Annotated in this window: 6 protein-coding genes; 4 read left to right on the top strand and 2 right to left on the bottom strand. The window is 59.2% G+C overall.

Annotated elements, in window-relative coordinates:
• The first annotated feature begins 55 nt into the window (after positions 1-55).
• Positions 56-733, top strand: coding sequence for an NUDIX domain-containing protein (locus tag M2428_RS14880; RefSeq protein ID WP_277526729.1), 678 nt, complete (start codon positions 56-58; stop codon positions 731-733).
• A 58-nt stretch (positions 734-791) separates the two neighbouring features.
• Here M2428_RS14880 and M2428_RS14875 read toward each other — a convergent pair whose 3' ends face one another.
• Together M2428_RS14875 and M2428_RS14870 are read right to left on the bottom strand one after the other, a co-directional pair.
• Positions 792-3,995, bottom strand: coding sequence for a hypothetical protein (locus M2428_RS14875; RefSeq protein WP_277526728.1), 3,204 nt, complete (start codon positions 3,993-3,995; stop codon positions 792-794).
• Positions 3,992-7,021, bottom strand: a complete 3,030-nt coding sequence (locus tag M2428_RS14870; protein ID WP_277526727.1) for a helicase-related protein — start codon at positions 7,019-7,021, stop codon at positions 3,992-3,994. The genes M2428_RS14875 and M2428_RS14870 overlap by 4 nt, the downstream gene beginning before the upstream one ends.
• 930 nt (positions 7,022-7,951) lie before the next feature.
• On the opposite strand from M2428_RS14870, the gene M2428_RS14865 reads away from it, so the two are divergent.
• From M2428_RS14865 to M2428_RS14855, 3 genes are read left to right on the top strand one after another with little or no spacing between them, the layout of a single operon-like run.
• Positions 7,952-9,742: a hypothetical protein gene (locus tag M2428_RS14865; RefSeq protein WP_277526726.1), complete on the top strand. Its 1,791-nt coding sequence runs from the start codon at positions 7,952-7,954 to the stop codon at positions 9,740-9,742.
• Positions 9,742-11,157 (top strand): hypothetical protein, encoded by a 1,416-nt coding sequence (locus M2428_RS14860; RefSeq protein ID WP_277526725.1) that lies wholly within the window; start codon positions 9,742-9,744, stop codon positions 11,155-11,157. Before M2428_RS14865 ends, M2428_RS14860 begins: the two co-directional genes overlap by 1 nt.
• A 7-nt stretch (positions 11,158-11,164) precedes the next feature.
• Entirely contained in the window at positions 11,165-16,747 is a 5,583-nt protein-coding gene (locus M2428_RS14855) for a type IV secretion system DNA-binding domain-containing protein (RefSeq protein ID WP_277526724.1), read from the top strand.
• Positions 16,748-16,752 lie beyond the last annotated feature (5 nt).

Raw genomic sequence — 16,752 nt, 5'->3', positions numbered from 1 at the left:
TGATTTCAGTATGCACGGCTTGCATCTTTCGCGCAAGACTGCGTTAAATAATCGTGTGAAGGATTCCAAGAACAGCCCTGGTGCGTCCTTGCTCGACTACCCGCGCCCCTCGGTGGCGGTGGATACGGCGGTGCTGACCGTTGCGGAGGGCAGCGTGTGCGTGCTGCTGGTGCGGCGCGAAGAGGATCGTCAGCACGGAAAGTGGGCGCTGCCTGGCACGTTCCTGCGCGAACGCGAGACCCTCGCGGACGCGGTGCTTCGCGGTCTGCGAGAGAAGGCGGGCATCTCCGGGCGGGTGCCGCGCCAGCTGCAGGTCTTCGACGAGCCCGGGCGCGACGACCGCGGCTGGGTGCTGTCAGTGGCGCACGTGGACGTGGTGCCGCTTGCTGCTCTGGAGGAAGCAGTGGAGTCCGACGGCGTCCGGCTGGCTTCGGTGACCGGGGAACCGGAGCTGATCTTGGGACTTCCCTACGGCCACGCGGATATTGTAGCGAAGGCCGTGGAATGGCTGCGGGCTGCCTATGCGGAGGCCCCGGATCCTGGGGGGCTGCTGGATGATCCGTTCACGCTAAAGGATCTCCGCGAGCTGCACGAGGTGGTGGCCGGTGAGGCGCTCATGCGCGACACGTTCCGGCGGTTCATGGAGCCGAAGCTGCAGGGAACGGGGCAGATGTCCGACGGGACACGGGGGAGGCCGTCAAGGTTGTGGGAGCGGGGCGTACGACCCAAATAAGCATCGGTCAGCTCGGTCGACCCGACAGCGCAACGCGGTTCGGGAGCACGCAGGACGGCTACAGCTCGGCATCCTCGAACTCGCTGAATTCGTCCTCTTCGATCGGCTCGTCATCATTAGCACTTAGTGCGGCTTGCAAGTCAATCGCATGCTTGCCGACGAATCGAACGCGGGCCGCCTCGCCGGCGAGTATCACTTCAACTGTGATGCTCCCCTGATGTCCTACGCCCTGCGTGAGCAAGTCATCCCGCAGGTCCTCAAGCGAAGTGCCCCGTGCATGGCGATACTTAGCTGCACAGGTTGGGCACAAGGCAAGCCGATTCTCCCGCAGATCGCGCGTGGCGTCTTTGACGAACTGCACGGCCTCAAAGTAGTAATCACCCGCAATTTTGAACGGCATTGACGACGAACACACCTGGCAAACCAGGATTTGGTCGTCATTCGTGTAGTGCTGTCTCAGGTAGCTGCGGGCTGCGCTGAGATGCCCTGGAACCTGCACGTAGACAGAGCGCACTCGCTTGTCGTACTTGCGCGTGGGGGCGTCAATAGAAAGCTCGCGTGAACGCCTTGCGCGTTGCTCCGGAGCCGAGGTTGACGACTCAGGTAGGCGTAGCTCAACCTCCAAGTCTTCGACGAGCGCTTTAAACTTCTCTGGATTGAGCTTGCGGAGACGACCTAATTTTTCTAATTCGTGTATGGACTCAAAATTGTACTTTTCAGCCACCTCGACGTCTTGCTTTTGTCGCTCAGCATCGGCGGCCGCATTACGTCCGAACCCCGCTCGTTCGAGAAGCGGAGCATTTGTCGGGACGGACAAATGCTCCGCCAGATCCTCAGCCGTGGTGTCTTCTGGAAGCCGGAGGTTGCCATCGAGGTCCAAAATCCAAGGCATACGGAGGAGCTTCTGCAGCACCTGTGACTGCAGGACGTGAGTGCGGGCGGAACCATTCGACCGGTAAATGGCGTCGGCTTGCTCCGTTGTAGCCGCGGCTATTATTCGCCAGAGTTCACGAAGAAGTGTCTCATCTCCGGCAGAGATGATGATGTCGAAGTGATGGATTGTCCAATCAGAATCTTTCTTGTAGGCGGTTTCCCGATCCACCCACATCTGTCGAAAGTCGGGATTAGTCGTAACTCCCACCTTGACTATCTTCAGCCCGTCCACTGCGTTGAGGGCGCCTGCAAGAAGCGATATGTCAGTGCAGGAGGCAGCGTACTTGGGGTCAAGCCGTCCAATCGGGAGGTAGCGGCCGTCCCAGCTGGCCAGATATTCGGCTGACTCGTACAGTGAGGCGAGCCCTGTCTGCTCAAAGGGCTCATCCAAAAAAACCCTGTTGGGTCTCGCCCAGTACCGAGTACCGTCCGTCCTGACTGCGACAAAGATGCTGCGGCTTGAGTATGTATGGGGCGATACGGCCTTGACTTCGATGAGCCGCGCCAGAGTCTTGAGGTCATCTAGATGCTGCTCTGTAATTTCGGCACTTGCATCGCTGTAGGTATTGAATCTTGCATTCAGCTGGGCAGCTGCATCCCAAGGCTTGGCTCCGGCATGTCTGTAGAAGGCGCGAAGCAATTCCAGGCGTTCGGAATCGTCGCTCCCCTCGAATGCGGCAAGCCCGTCGGCCAGCAATCCGTCGATTCGGAGATCGGGCGCGGCGGGAAGGTATGTTTGCGAGCCGGGAACGTGGCCAACGCCGTCGCCGTCCTGAACGCGTAGTAATGGCGCCCTGCGAATAGCGGAGAGATAGCTGGCATCGTCTTCATCAAAGTAAATGCTGGACGAACTTGCCCTTGGAGCCAGTTCTTCTAGTGTGATGTAAAACGTACGTAGCCAGACGTCCTCCTTTTCCGAAATCCATGTGTCCCAGGAGTCAAGGTCTTCACGGTCCACGTCGTCCAGATCATTCAAACCCGTCGCCGCGTCGTCATAGATAGCTGCAACGCGTTCAAGTGCCTCAGCTAGTTCGTCACGAGAGAAGCTGACCGCATTCAGGGAATTGAGGAAGGCGCCTGGCCGTGCGTCGCGGTCGGCCAGCCATCCCGTGCTCAGTTCGTCGCCAACATACTCGTACAGTCCGCGAAGGGTGTTTGCATCATCGATGGAGAGCACCGAGCGCAGGTTTCGCTCAGATCTCAGCAGTGAGCTGGCGGGTGCGTGGCCGCCGCCATGCATGGGCGAAAGGGGCTCGACGCTGAAGGCCTCAGTTATCCGGTCACGCAGTACGGCGTACCTTTTCGAGAGGTCGTCATTATTGTTCGGCAATGCACCGAGAAGACCGTCAGTGATAAGTCCGGCATCGCGCATGCGAGGAAGTGCCTCTGTAATAAGCTCGGCGATTCCCTCGACGAGCGCATCGTTTCCAGGAACGTCCCGGACGCTATCTCTTGCCACAGTCGATGCGAACGGTGCGTGAATGTGGAACTTGAGTCCCGAGGTCTCCTTGACAGCCGGGAAGTAGATGAAGACTTGGCCGTCAACGGGCTTCACGGTATAGCCCTTCGGTTCTTTCTGCTTCGAGGCATGGGGCTCGAGCGCGAAGGCGGCCGCTGCTGGGTAGCTCGAGCCATCAACTGTCACGTCCCCCGTGATTCGGTACCAGTAGGAGGGCACTTCTTCCTCGTGCGCGCTCTCGATCTCAACTACGTGCTCGTCGAGCGACCGGCGCTCGAGCAGCCGTTCATCTCCGTCCGGCAGTGAACATCCAATAAGGGTGATGTTATTCAGGAATAGAAGTGTAGTCCGCGAGATCTCGCGAAGTGCGGTGGCGACCTCCATAACGGCACGATCCGCTGGCTTGTCCGCGCGATCGAATGGAAACCAGAAAGTCGTCCAACCCTCTCGCCCATCGGTAGGAACGCGGGCCGGGACGAAAAGGTCGTGTATGGCGAACGAGTGTTCGCCGGAGTGGATCACGGGCGTCTGCGTGTAGGCAAAAACAGCCTTGAATCCGACACCGAACTTACCGATCCTAGTGACATCGTCCTTTTTGGTGGACTGCCCAATGCCCGTGATCGACTCGATATCATCCAGATCGAAGAGCCGCGAACCGTCGTGTGCGACGCGTAGGCCGTCGGCCTGGAGGACGAAGGTCACTTCGCGCGCGCCCGCGTCCTCTGCGTTTTGCAGCAGTTCATAGATAAAGTGGGCGTTGTCCGGGTAGAGATCGGCCAGAAGCGTCCGGAGGCCTTCCTCGAATCCGTTGTCGCGTGCGGCCTCAATGTAGCTGCGCCGCTTCGCGGACAGGGCTTCGAATGTCGTCATGGTGCCTCTACCTCAAGGAGCGCAGTCGCGAGCTGCTTAGTTATCAGGTCGGCGCCAGTGACCGCGCGCTGGTGCCGTGCGATGAGTCGGTCGAACTTTTCTTGAATGGCTGCCAATTCGCCCTGACGCATCTTTACGATCTTGGCGTCGCTCACCTTGCTAGCGTTTTCCTCGACAACACGAAGTTGCCGGTCTCGCTGAGCTTTGAGGGAGGCAACCCGTTGTGCACCCGCAGCCTTGGCGCGCGCGACATGCTTGTCGCGTGCCGACTCCCACTCGACGTGGTGGCGCTGCTCCAGCATTTCCGCCTGCATAGGCCCCAGTCCTGTCTGGGGGCCACCATCTACGGCCATCGCAAGGAGGGCGTCCGCGGCAGCTTCCACTGACGCGTCCGTGCTGACATAGCGGAGGGTCAACGTGTCACGCGAATCGAATCGGGTCCAACTGTGGACCGCGACTGGATAATGACCGGGCGGGACCAGATTCGAGCGCACTCGCAGCGAGGCCGTTGGGACACCCGCCAGCGCTGCGTGTTGCGCGGCGGCGAGGACAATGGGATGCGTCGCTCCGAGCAGCTCGACATCATCTTCGTCCGCTGCCAGTTCAGCGTCAGTCGTGAGCCGGAGGACAACGGGGATTCGCCTTAGCAACCTCTCCAGACGCGCATCGCCGCCAACGGCACGCAGGTTGTCCCCGATCTGGGCAGCTGTGTTCTCGTCCAGCCGAACAACGGCTATCCTGCCCGGCTGTAAGGCAATACGACGTCCCGACATGGTCTCGAAATACGAACGGACAAGACCGCTGATCTTGTCGTCCTCAAGCCACTCGGTGCTCGCTTCGGCAATACGCGACTCGAATGATTCCGTCGTCAGCCCTAGGAGTGCTCCTTGCTGGTCCTCCAGTCGCTCAAGCTCGTGGATGCGCGCGACCTCATTGTCAGCGAGCTGGCGGAGCCTCGCCTCCCTTTCGGACTCGGACAGCGTCAGGTCCTCAGCGATCTTCCGAAGCCCCGTGGTCAGGTCGCCTAGGATCTTCTCGCTGCCTCCGAGGGCTCGATGAAAGACACCGATTCGGAGAAGGCATCGTTCGTAAATTTCGGCCTCGATCGTTCCCTGCGTGAGTATGTTGATGATCGCGACTGACTCGCTCTGCTGACCACGTCTGTCGATGCGCCCGATTCGCTGTTCAATTCGCATCGGGTTCCAGGGGATGTCGTAGTTCACCAGGGTGTTACAGAACTGATAGTCGAGCCCCTCGGTGCCGACCTCGGAGCAGAGCATAAGGTCGATCGCATCGGGGTTGCTCTTTGGAAGCTTGAAGCGCCGTCGGAATGAGTGCCGATCCTCGTCAGGAACTGCGCCATGGACGACGGCGACCCGGACATCCCAGCCGCGCGCCTGTTCTTCGAGGTATCGCAGGGTGTGGCGGAAGGTGCTGAAAACCAGGACTTTGTTGTTGTCCTCGGCCTGCTTGTCCGTCACTACCTGTTGGAGGACATCGACTTTCGGGTCGGGGAGCCCGTCCAGTTCTGCTGCCAACCGGCCTACCTTTCCAATCTCGTTGCGCAGCTCGGCCATAATCGGGGGAACTGTTTCCGAGTCGGGAGCGTCGTCGCCCATTTCTGAGAACTCGATTTTGTCGAGACGGTTTTCGAGCATCTGCTCGGCGAGGGGGGCGAGCGCACTGATCGAGCTGGCTGCTTGGCGCCGGAGCATCGATAGGAGAAACTCGACCGGCATTCCTGGTGCCTGAAGCTCAACGATCCTGCGCCCCAGAGCGAGCACAGCGTTGTAAACGCCTTCCTGGGCGGGCGTAAAACGAACCAGAGGTGCTCGGGGCTTCCTCGTGGTGAACTTACCGATGTCCCTGCGGCGCGTGCGGCTCACGATTGCGGAGAAAGTATTGAGGTCCTCCAACGTTCGCACGATCCGGATGCGCGCGCGGGCGTCCTCTGGTTCGGTGCCGAGCAGGTCTCGCACCAGCCCGACGCGAGGATCGACTGCCATCACTTGTCGTCCCCACGCCGTCGCAAGAGCGCCGTCGAGAGCCCGATTTACGTCCGCCTGCCACTTGTCGTGGCCAGCGCGTGCCGCTTCTACGGCCTCATAGAGGTAGTGATTCGGTTCGAGCATCTGGGCAAAGTCGCGCTCCGTCGGTACGAGGTCGTCACGGAGCATGTTCACGAGCGTGAAAAGGTCTTGGCTGTCCGTTTGCAGCGGGGTGGCGGAGAGCATCACCACTGCGTCGGCTGATTCAGTGAGGCGCTGGACATTCTGGTAGGCGAACGTCGATCGGTTGCGAATATGGTGCGCTTCATCGACGATCACTAGGTCGAAATGTGGACCGGGAGCGAGGTCAACCAGGCCGATGCGACGAGCGCTGCCGCTGCCTCCAACGAGCAGACGCTCGTCAAGGAGGGAGTAAGGGAGGATGGCCTTCGCGAACCGGGATGGCCACTCACCTTCGCGAAGCGTCTCCTCAAGGCAGAATCGAAGGTCGGAACTATCCAGATGAACGAAGTCCTCATCAAAGCGCTTGAGTTCGTTGCGCCACTTCTCGTCGACGACAAGGGGCTTCGGACAGATGACTAAGACTGTGCGTGCGCGCTGGCGCGCTTGGAGCTCCTTCAGAATGAGACATGCTTCGATCGTCTTGCCGACACCGACGTCGTCGGCGACCAGAATCCGCGGACGGTCGGCCTGCACGATCTTAAGAACTGGCCGGTACTGATACGGCTCGTAGTCAATGCGTCCGACATTTCGCGCATGCAGATATCCAGTGTTCTTGTCGCGCAGTAGTTCGGACGTGAGTCCGGTGCGCAAACCAGCCGCGGAAATGGTGTCCGGCTTTGAAGCGATCGTGACTGGTTCAATCTGTGATGCGAAGTATCCATGTACGCCGTTGTCATGAAAGACGTCGAACCGGAGCACGCCGCCCACATGGCGCGAGCCGGATACGATGCCGACGACCTCTGGGCGGGCTACGAGCCGCACCGTCGTGCCCGGCGCGAAGTCAGCGGTCTCCATTTCGAATGTCCCCCTAGTAGATCTAGTTGTCACACTATAAGGGTCTCTGCCTTTCAAATTGATTTAGCACCATCAATAGCGGAACCCGCGGCCGCTGTCTCGGATTCCCAGCGGCCATCAGGCCTCTAACCAGTGCTGGCCGCGCATGGGGACTTCGATGGTGGCGGCGGGAAGCACCCTCGGTCCAGTTCTTCGCGTCTAATTCGCGTCTAATCGGCCTACTAAGTTCGAGCCATGTATGTTGTCAGCGTGGGGGAATCGAAACCGTGGAACGACGACGAGACGCGTGCGCTCGTCAGCGCTTACTTCTTAATGCTTGATCTCGAAACGCGCGGCACGGCGTACTCGAAGATTGCCCACAACAGACACGTGCAGTCACGTACTGGCCGCAGCAAGGGCTCCATTGAGTTCAAATTCTGCAACATCAGCCATGTCCTTGCAGAGGCTGGCCTCCCATACGTTGCGGGCTACAAGCCGCGAAGCCATGTACAGGAGGCCTTACGCGTGGCCGTCCTTGGTGACATTGGTGCGGAAAGCAAGCGCCCAAGCGGCTTCGAATCTCCGGACTCGCTCAGTTGGATGTTATCTTCGTCCGATACCCCCGGTATTGCTGCACGGTCCGCCGCAGCCTTCAACGAAAGAGGCCCGTTGTCTGCTTCAACCCCAGAAACGAAGAATGGAAATTCCTGGGATGGCCTTGTCGGGCTATGGGATCGGGCAACGGGCGGTACTGATGTTGCTGCACGACCGGACCACCCTGTGGATTCGTCTTGGCCGTCTGCGCTACGGCCGGCCGGCGTAGAAGAGGCCTGTGATTGGCTAAAGGCGGGCATATCTGCTGGGCAACCTCCTCGATTCCTGTTCCTAGTCGGAGGACCAGGAGCGGGGAAGTCTCACGCCACAGCGCACGTGGTTCAGGGAATGCGCCTAATGAGCGAGCTTGAAGAAGGACTGGCGCATCGAATCTACGACTATGAGGGGCCGCTTTCTGATCTGGTCGTCGTCAACGACGCAACAATCAACTTGGAGGCGTCCAATCGAGCGCCACTAATATCAGACATTGATCGGGTCGTCGGCGTGGGAATGGATGAGTTCCGCCCTTCCCGTTCGCGGCATTTGATGGCATGTGTAAATCGAGGCGTCCTGGTTGAGGAGATGTCCGAGTCTCGGCTCCGTTATTCCGAGGACTGGACCGCTGGAGACGTGCTGGTGCGCTGGCTGTACGGTTCCGCGCTGACTGGCCCAATTCAGTCGTCGTGGCAAGTGGCTGGCGTGACCGGACAGAACTTTGTCCGATCCGCCAGGCTGAGCTACATGGGTGAGCACGTTGCCAACGTATTGGCAGTGTTCGTTGACGAATGCTCCCTGTTCGAGGAACGTCCCGCCATCAGCATCGGGGCCGATTCCAGCGTGTCCGCTGAAGAATACCGAATTGTGCCCCTGACGGAGCGTCCAGGAATGGAAGGGACGCGCACTCCAGCAGCCGACTTGCTGGTCAATATCTTGAAGGCTGTCGAAGAGTCGATGCGCGGCCCCCGAGGACACGTGCCGGAGACCCTTGTCGATCCTCTGGCGGCTAACCTGCAGTCGCTCCGTTCACCGTTGGTACGTTCAGGGCTGCTGACCATAGCTCGCAGCGCTGAGCTAACGTCGGCATCGCGCATGACCTATCGGGAACTCTGGGGGTTTCTGACTCGCGCTTTGGTGGGTGATGCGCCAACCCGGATGCCTCGAGAACGCCTGGGTGAGTTTGTTATGGCGAACCAACCCCCAGGTCTGGAGGCGGAAGATGATTTTGATCGCATGCGAATCTTGTCGGCACTTAGGTTCAGCCAGAGCATCTTTGGTGCTGGGGCGCGCTCCACAGCGCCGGAGGGTTCAATGCGGGATCCCGTCCTGAAGCTCCTTATCCCGGTCGATCCGGTAAGCGATGCCGTACCAGGTTCGAACCCCGATGCACCGGACCAAGGCTGGGCGACTCGTATTTCTGACGCTTTCGGCATTCACACGTCGGACGGTACGCCGCTGCAGAGCCTGCTCGATTCTGCACCGGAACATAGTCCATTGCATGCTGTCGTAACGGACTTTGACAGGCGCCTCGACGAAACTTTCTGTCAATTGTTGGAATCGAAATACCTCAAGGACGAGGTGCGGTTGGAAGCCACCGGTTGGTATGGCGCCTACCTAACGCGCCTTTACGCTGTGTCACACGGCATTTGTGCCTTTCGGCGCGAGGTAGACATGCTAATCAGAGCCTGGGTGCAGTCCCCGCATCTCCCGGATGACTTGAGGTCTCCACTTCGTACTCTCATCAGGCCCAAGCGGAATCCGACTGAATCTGGCTCGTCGCTGCTGCCGCTATTCGACAGCCGAACAGAACCTATTACAGGAAGGACCGCGACGCCGAAGCTCGCGGTTCGCGTCAGGGAACCACAACTTTCCACCGACAGGCAGGGACAGGGTGAGCAAGTCCTCCTGGTAATCGGGACAGACGGAACGACTATGAGCAGGGTGTCCTTGGACTTTCCGTTGATCCGGGAGGCCTTGGCCTGCGTAGACGACCACATCGGCGTGACTGATCTCATCGATGTGACCGCACCCCGGTTGGAACGTGTTCGTGCATCCCGGCTTCTGTCGTCTCACCTCCACGGGGCAGAATTCTGTCTGGCAGATGGCGACCGTGAAGTCCAAATAACCCAGCGGTACACGAAGGAGTCTTGATGGACAGGGTTGCCGAAGCAAAACATCTGCTGCTCCCGTTCAATCGGCCCGAGTACTTTTCGGTGCCCGAGGCCCTTCTCTCGGCGCTTGCTTGGCGTGCCTACGAGATGGCATCAGAGTCGGACGTGCGCAAGCCTGTCGGCCTAATGTATAAGGCCGAGGCCAAAGAAACGCAGTACCTTTCGCTCCGTCCGACGAAACCAGAAGGTGCTGCCGCGGAAGCGCTCGGGCACGGGCTCAAGAAACTGGCCTTGAACACGGCTGCTTCAGACCTCCTCTTGGGTGAGGCCGTCGCGTCCAGCGTCATGGGCATTCGAATCGAAAAAACGGGAAACCAACCCTCCAGTCCGATGACGCCGGCCCTCGCGCTCATGCAGGATCCCCGTGGTGTTCTAGTGAAGAAGGGGCCACCCGACTTTGGCTCTATTATTGAAAGCCTCTTCACCGTTGGGCACGCCCCCGGTGGACCGGCGGCGTCCGCTACACAGCTGTGGCTGCGCGCCGCGGACCAGCGGCTGGAGCTGGACCCACTCCTAAATGCAATTGATGCGTCCATGATGTCGACGGTCTTCGAAGATCGATGCAGGCGTCGCGGAGTATTGCCCATTTCTGAAGACAGCGTCGATTGGTGCGGCTTCTATCCGGAGACACCCTATGAGTGGTTCGCCAAGTCGTGGGCGGCCCTGACCTCAAAAGAGTGGGTAGAGGCGCTTCCGGCACGAGTCTGGGTTGACTGGGCAACGACGGTCTTGAGACTTGCTATGGGACTCGGGTTCCTGTGGGAATATGCGTGGTACGAGGCGCTGGGAGCCGCCATAATCAAGGGCGCCGTACCTAAAACATTCGAAGATTTGCGCAGCACCGTCAGGTCGCCATTGCCTTGGCAATCGAGCCGTTCCACTATTTCCGTGCGTGATGTTGGTTCGACCATCAAGTGGCGTATTTCGCGTGGTGAAAGGATTAGGAAGAGCCTCAAGGAGCGGTTGAACGAACTTGGGGGGCAGCAGGACGCCATGGATTTCCTTCGCAGCGCCGCCAAAAGTGACTTCAGGCGCTCGTTGGCAGCCGAAGTTGCGGACAAGAAGGAAGCCGGAAAACTTGTCTGGGAGACCGTCAAATATGGGTTGCAGGTCCGTGAGTCGAGTGGACCGTTCACGGATTACTACGGGATTCTCAAGACCCGGGGGCGCAGGTACCTTGTAATAGATCCGGGCACTGAATGGATTGCAGTTGTTGCCAGCCTCACCTGCGGTACGCCAGGGTCCCAGTGCAACGTTGGAGACGTCTTACGCGATCTAACGATATTAGGAATGCGACCTGAACTTGGCGACCTCGTGTCGTTGCTTGAGCGGGCCGGAATGGCGCGCGGAAGTGCAGATGCTGACCACGCCGTTATTGTTGAGAGCGCTTTTTAGGAGAATCATGGCGTCGATTTCATTGGGTAAAGTTCTCGGACGTGCCCTTGCAACTACCAACGGCCTCGTCCACGTCCACCTACCGGAGGGCATCGGGAGCAACATAGCCGAGGAGATTGTTCGCTCTGCCAACACTGCTCGGCCGACGACACCCCCATTTGCCCTTCTAGTCACGGCAGGGAAAGCGTCCCTCGACGATGCGGATTGCCCGCAAGTGACTCCCCAGCGCACAATTCAGTACCGCCAAGGTGACCATTTGGCAGTCGTGTATGGGCGCCAACCCGACCTTTCATCGTTCGTTCAAGTCTTTCGCGAGGTCTTTGGCCAGAGCTTCCCGGAGCAGGCCGAAGGTGCTGTGGCAATCCACGAACTATCAAACCAAATGGTCCATGAACTTGTCGGAGAGTTCGACGTCGAAGAACTGAATGACAGCCAACTGGCACGCTGTTCCAAGGTAATTTCTTCCTGCCTTTCTACGCTTTCGACTGTTCATTCGCGGTCAGCGGATAGCGGACGGAGCTGGAACGCAGCCTGGTTTGCGCATGTCGATCGCGGCATCAGCAACCTGCTAGTAATCCTGAAGCACTTGATGGCGACTGGTTCCTCTCTCGAATTACCGGAGGCCTTGGCCCGGTATGCTTACGCCTGTTTCGCGCTGCCCAGGCCCACCTCTGCAGTAGCAAGATCGTTCCTTACCTCTGCATCGGCTGCAGTGGCATTGGGGGATTCCCTATCGGAGTGCTGGAGCGACGAGGAAACCTTTCTGATGAGCGCGGGACAGCTGGCTACACGTCCAGAAGTAAAAGCGGCAGGGGGAAAGCACCCCCTAGAGGATTTCGCGGTTAACGACCTCGATGAGGCAGTGTCTCGTGAGGGCAACTCATGGTTGGGCTTGGCGGACATCATAGGAGCTTCGCCAGAGAACATAGAGCGCTTCTCAGAGTTGACGGAGGCGCAGTTTAGAAGTCCGGCCCGCGAGGATATCGACTCCCTGAAAATTGATATTGCGCTCGCCACGGGAGGGTCACTCATTCTTGACCCTGAACTCCCAGAAAGTCCCTTCCTCATTCCGTTGTCTTCGGACGGAACCGCTGGTGGGCGGCAGCTTCAATCCGAGCTTCTGGCGATTCGAATTCCGACTTTGGAGCGCATAGAATCCGACGGCGCCAGCTCCTCTCAGCTGACCATTCAAATCTTGCCTGCAAACATCGCGAATTGGGTCGGGAGCGTGGAGTTGGCAGAAGACGGAAATTTGCTTGCCGTTGGCCGATTCGTCAAACCACGCGGAAACGGACGGAGCGCCGCGCCATTCCGCCTCGTCTCGCTTAAAGTTTCGCTATCGCCCAACGACCCGCTAGCGCCTTGGGTCCGGAACGACCTGACAGCCAAGGGATATGTATTTTCCGGCATGCAGACTTTCCTCGCGGCAGCTCCGTTCAAGAAGTCGGGTGCGCTCGGGAAAGTCTCGTACCTTGGGCCACTGGATTGGACCGCGTCTCCTAACCCGGATGAGCGCGAACAGGACTTCGCGGAGGAACTTCCAGACGTGCCGGGGGGGTACCAGACAATGCTTTGGCACCCTGATGCCGCGGAGCAACCTCTCCTGGACGGCGTCGCCCTCAAGGTTCATCCCGGGCTAGCGGGGCTTTTCCCGTTACGCTTCGCGCCGACAGGTGACAACGAATTCGTGGCCGGAGGCACTACTTTCCGCGTACGGCCTGTAGCAGCTGGAGGAGGCCACCAATCCGCGCTTCTCGCTGCTGCAGTCAAGCAGCAAGTGGTTCCGGACAGGCCCAAACCAGCGACAGAAGGATCAGTGCGAGGGCAGGCTGAAGCGTTCTATGCCAGCCGGCTAGTTGCAGGGGACGAGTCCATCATCGCCGCCCTTGGGCACATCATGATGCCGAGCAATGAGTCTGCGCGCGTGGCGGACGCACGTCCTCAGGACCGCGGTGCCATTCTCATGCCGGATGCCGCGCGAACCGCCCTGGACGGTGTCAGCTACTTCGAGCTGGACCAAGACTTTGTATGCGGCGCCGAAGCGGAGAGGTTCCGAGACGCATTTCGCGCCCTGAATCTCGGTGGCCTTCTGCGGCGGCAGGACGTGCACGGTGAGGGAGTCGATTTTGAATGGCCGTCGCGGACGTCCTGGCGGTCGCTCTGGGGCTCTGGTGCGTTGGGCGAGTACTTGGATGCCTACACCAAACTCGTTGACGCTGCTCGGGAAACGGGAAGGGATGAGAACGTCTTCTGGGCCGCCTATCCAATGTCCGTCAGCGTCTGGGATGTTAGGGGCGACGAAGGTTGTCAGGCGGTGCTCCTGAGCCCACTCCATCCTTTAAGGCTGGCATGGCTAGCCGGTGCCGAACATGTGCTTTTCGAAGCGGAGAACTCGGTGCAGCATGCGGGCTCGATTGAAGGCTGGAACCTCCCACTCGTTGGCCCCGGAGAGTCTAGCTCTGGTCGGATGTTGGCGGTTCCCACGGACTCGGGCGAGGACCAAATATTCTTGGGCTGGTCCATGATGCTTCCCCCGGGGAAGTCAAGGCCCCGGAGGCTGTCTCCGCCGGATCGGATTGGAAGTGCCGTCACGCCCGGTACGGCCGTAAGTGGACTCAATGCGACAGCAGTTGATGCAGCTTTGAGATCTTTCCGCAGGATGCATCCCCACATCACGACACTGACGGTGGACCTGCACGCTCAGGATCGCCAGATCCGGCTCACCGAAATCGACGCTTCCGTTCTAGCTGTCGCCGAGGAATGGGGCAAGGACGACGCCGGACGCCTAATGGGCGGCGTGAGGGTGCTCGACTCCGTGAAGCGCGAGGGCCCCGTCCCCCGGGATGCAGTCACGAGGCTAGTTCGTGAGAATCGGGACATGCTGTTGACGTGGTCCCGGTACGTCCCGCGTCCGGACTCAAAGGTCTGGTGCAACATACGACTTCTACAGGACTCCGGCACAACCGTCCGAGTGGGGGACGGTGGGCAGGCCTACGGTGTGCTAGGAAACGTGCCCCTTCGGCGATTTGAAAGCAACCTTAACCGGCTGACGGAAAGACGACTTAGCCTGAGCCAGCCAGCGGTTCCAGGGCACATGGGCTGGGTTTCATTTAGTCGCGCCCTAGAATCGTGTGAGTCCGACGATTCCGCTCCTGTCGTCGAAGCGGGGATGATGCGCCGCGACGTTGCGGACGTGACTGCGGACTGGACTGTGATGGGGGAGTCGTTCCTAAGCCCGGCGATTATGGCCGAGCTGATGGACGCGCATGGTGAAGGTGCGCGCATGCTCTGGGAATGGCGTCCGCCGGTATTCGAGCGTTCGTCTGACGTTCCTTTTATGGAACGTCGCCCTTTTGTATCCATTGCCAAAGTTCCGGATAGCTTCGGGCACCAACTCGAAAGTCTCTTGACGAAGGCCACCGGGCAAGGGGACACGTCTGCCCTCAAAGCGGCAGTCATGTCGCGACTTGGCAGCCGTGGCGTGGGCCTATCCTCCCTGCTCTCCATGGGCGGTACGCATGTGGCAGGCGCTCTAGGATTTTTCCTGACATTTGGCCTTTTCGATAAGGCGGCTTCAGGGACAACCAACCGATTCGTTCTTCCAATCGATGCTGCCGACTACTTCTTGCGCACTCTCTCCGGGCAAGCGAACCATGGCCAGCATCAGCGTCGAGCTGACTTGCTATTCATAGAAATGGATGAAGAACAAATCGTTCTTTCTCCTGTGGAAATCAAGTGCTACGGGCTGAAAGGTGATTCAATCGGCTCTACGCTTCCTGCCCCAGGATCGGCGGCATTAAAGGAACCCCTGGCGCAACTCGAAGCCAGCTATCGCCTGTTGGCAGGCCTAGAGCTCAGGGCTGCTGAAGTCTCAGGTGCCGACAGGGTCATCTGGATGAATAGCTTGGCCACGCTGGTGGAGACAGCGGCGCGCCTCAACCACATTCTTGCCGGCTCACCGGAAGAGTTCGCCAACCGCCTATCGGCTTTGGTGGATGGTCGTTTGAAGATTCGTGTAGGCAGGCCACTTCTCACATACTTCCAACATGGTGCGACCACGTCCACGGGTGATGCCTTCTACGCTGGCAGAGTCGGCGCCGACGAGTTTCAAGTTGGGGCGTTGATCGCTGATACAGGCGCAGTCTTTGAGGCGTTGGACACAGCTGATCAGGGCGGGATCATCGAGGGCTGGCGCGAGCTGGTCGACTGGTCTGCGGCCGAGCCAGCCGGCGAGGAACTTCCTGTGCGGGGCAGTTCAGACGAAGAACCGATCGACCGGGATGGCGGTCACGAGGGATCCGAAGGCCAGGACGCGGCCGACCCAGTGATAGAGGATGCCAGGGCCAGCGGCCAGCAAGAGTCCTCAGAATCGTCGGGGGTCGGCGCTGAAACCCAGTCCGGGACTGACGGTCCAGAATCAGTTCGGCCTGTCGGCGGCGAGGTGGGCTTCCCACCCGAAATCACCGGGGACGGGGTCAGAATCAAAGTTGGCAACCTCTTGGGTTCTATGGGTAATACGGAGGTGGATTTCTGGCCGAGCACGACGAACCTCAATCAAATGAACGTCGGGATCGTCGGTGATCTGGGAACGGGTAAGACGGAACTGGTTAAGGCCTTGATCTCCCAGATCCGGGAGCAAGCTCGCGAAAAGCAGCCTTCTGAGCCGACGTCCATGCTCATTTTTGACTATAAGGGCGACTTTCAAAAGGAAGAGTTCGTGCGTCGCGTCGGCGGCGTTGTCTTGGAACCACATCAGATACCAGTGAATATCTTCATGCCTGTGACGGGCGAGCATTCAAAGCTGCCCTACCAACAGGCCGCTGCCTTCGTCGATGTGCTCCGGAAGATATACCGGGGCGTGGGCCCAGTCCAAGCTAGCTCCTTGAACGAGGCCGTCAGGGAGCTCTATGAGCAGAATGACGATAGGCCACCAACACTCGCGGAAGTTCGGGTTGCGTATCTGGCGAAGTCGGGCAATCCAGATTCAGTGTCATCGATACTCGACAGCTTTGTGCTTAGCCAGATCTTCAGTGCCGACAGGGAAACTCTAAAGTCGTTTGGGGAGTTGCTCGAGGGCAAAGTACTCATTGTTGCGCTGGACCGACTAGGTCAGGACCAAAGTGCCAAGAACGCCCTTGTCGCCCTGTTTTTGAACCTGTATTACGACAACATGTTGAGGACGCCCAAGCCGCCGTTTCAGGGGGACCCACCGCACCAGCTCCGATACTTGAAGTCATTCCTCTTGGTTGACGAGGCGGTAAACATCATGCGCTACGACTTCCAAGTCCTCATGGATTTAATGCTGCAGGGTCGGCAGTTCGGCTACGGCGTCATGCTCGCGTCCCAGTACCTTTCGCATTTTAGGGAAGGACGCGAGAACTACGGGCAGCCGTTGCGGACTTGGTTCATTCATAAGGTGCCATCGGTGAGTGGGAGGGAGCTCGCTGCCCTTGGGCTGCCGGACCTTTCGCCCGATGTTCCCAGACGAATCCCAGAGCTGCGTCAGCACCAGGTGCTCTACAAGTCTCTGGGATGCGACGAAGGCCGTTTCATTCGGGTGGTGCCGTACTACGAGCGGTACGGTCTATGACGTGC

It is taken from the genome of Arthrobacter sp. ES3-54 (genome assembly GCF_029504395.1).
Taxonomy (GTDB): domain Bacteria; phylum Actinomycetota; class Actinomycetes; order Actinomycetales; family Micrococcaceae; genus Arthrobacter.
Note: the sequence above shows the minus strand (reverse complement) of the source record. Positions and strands in the feature narration are given on the sequence as shown.

Bases quoted from the DNA above. Each gene is read 5' to 3' on its own strand.
- M2428_RS14865 (WP_277526726.1), top strand. From the start codon at position 7,952: ATGAGCGAGCTTGAAGAAGGACTGGCGCATCGAATCTACGACTATGAG.
- M2428_RS14855 (WP_277526724.1), top strand. From the start codon at position 11,165: ATGGCGTCGATTTCATTGGGTAAAGTTCTCGGACGTGCCCTTGCAACT.
- M2428_RS14860 (WP_277526725.1), top strand. From the start codon at position 9,742: ATGGACAGGGTTGCCGAAGCAAAACATCTGCTGCTCCCGTTCAATCGG.
- M2428_RS14870 (WP_277526727.1), bottom strand. From the start codon at position 7,021: ATGGAGACCGCTGACTTCGCGCCGGGCACGACGGTGCGGCTCGTAGCC.
- M2428_RS14875 (WP_277526728.1), bottom strand. From the start codon at position 3,995: ATGACGACATTCGAAGCCCTGTCCGCGAAGCGGCGCAGCTACATTGAG.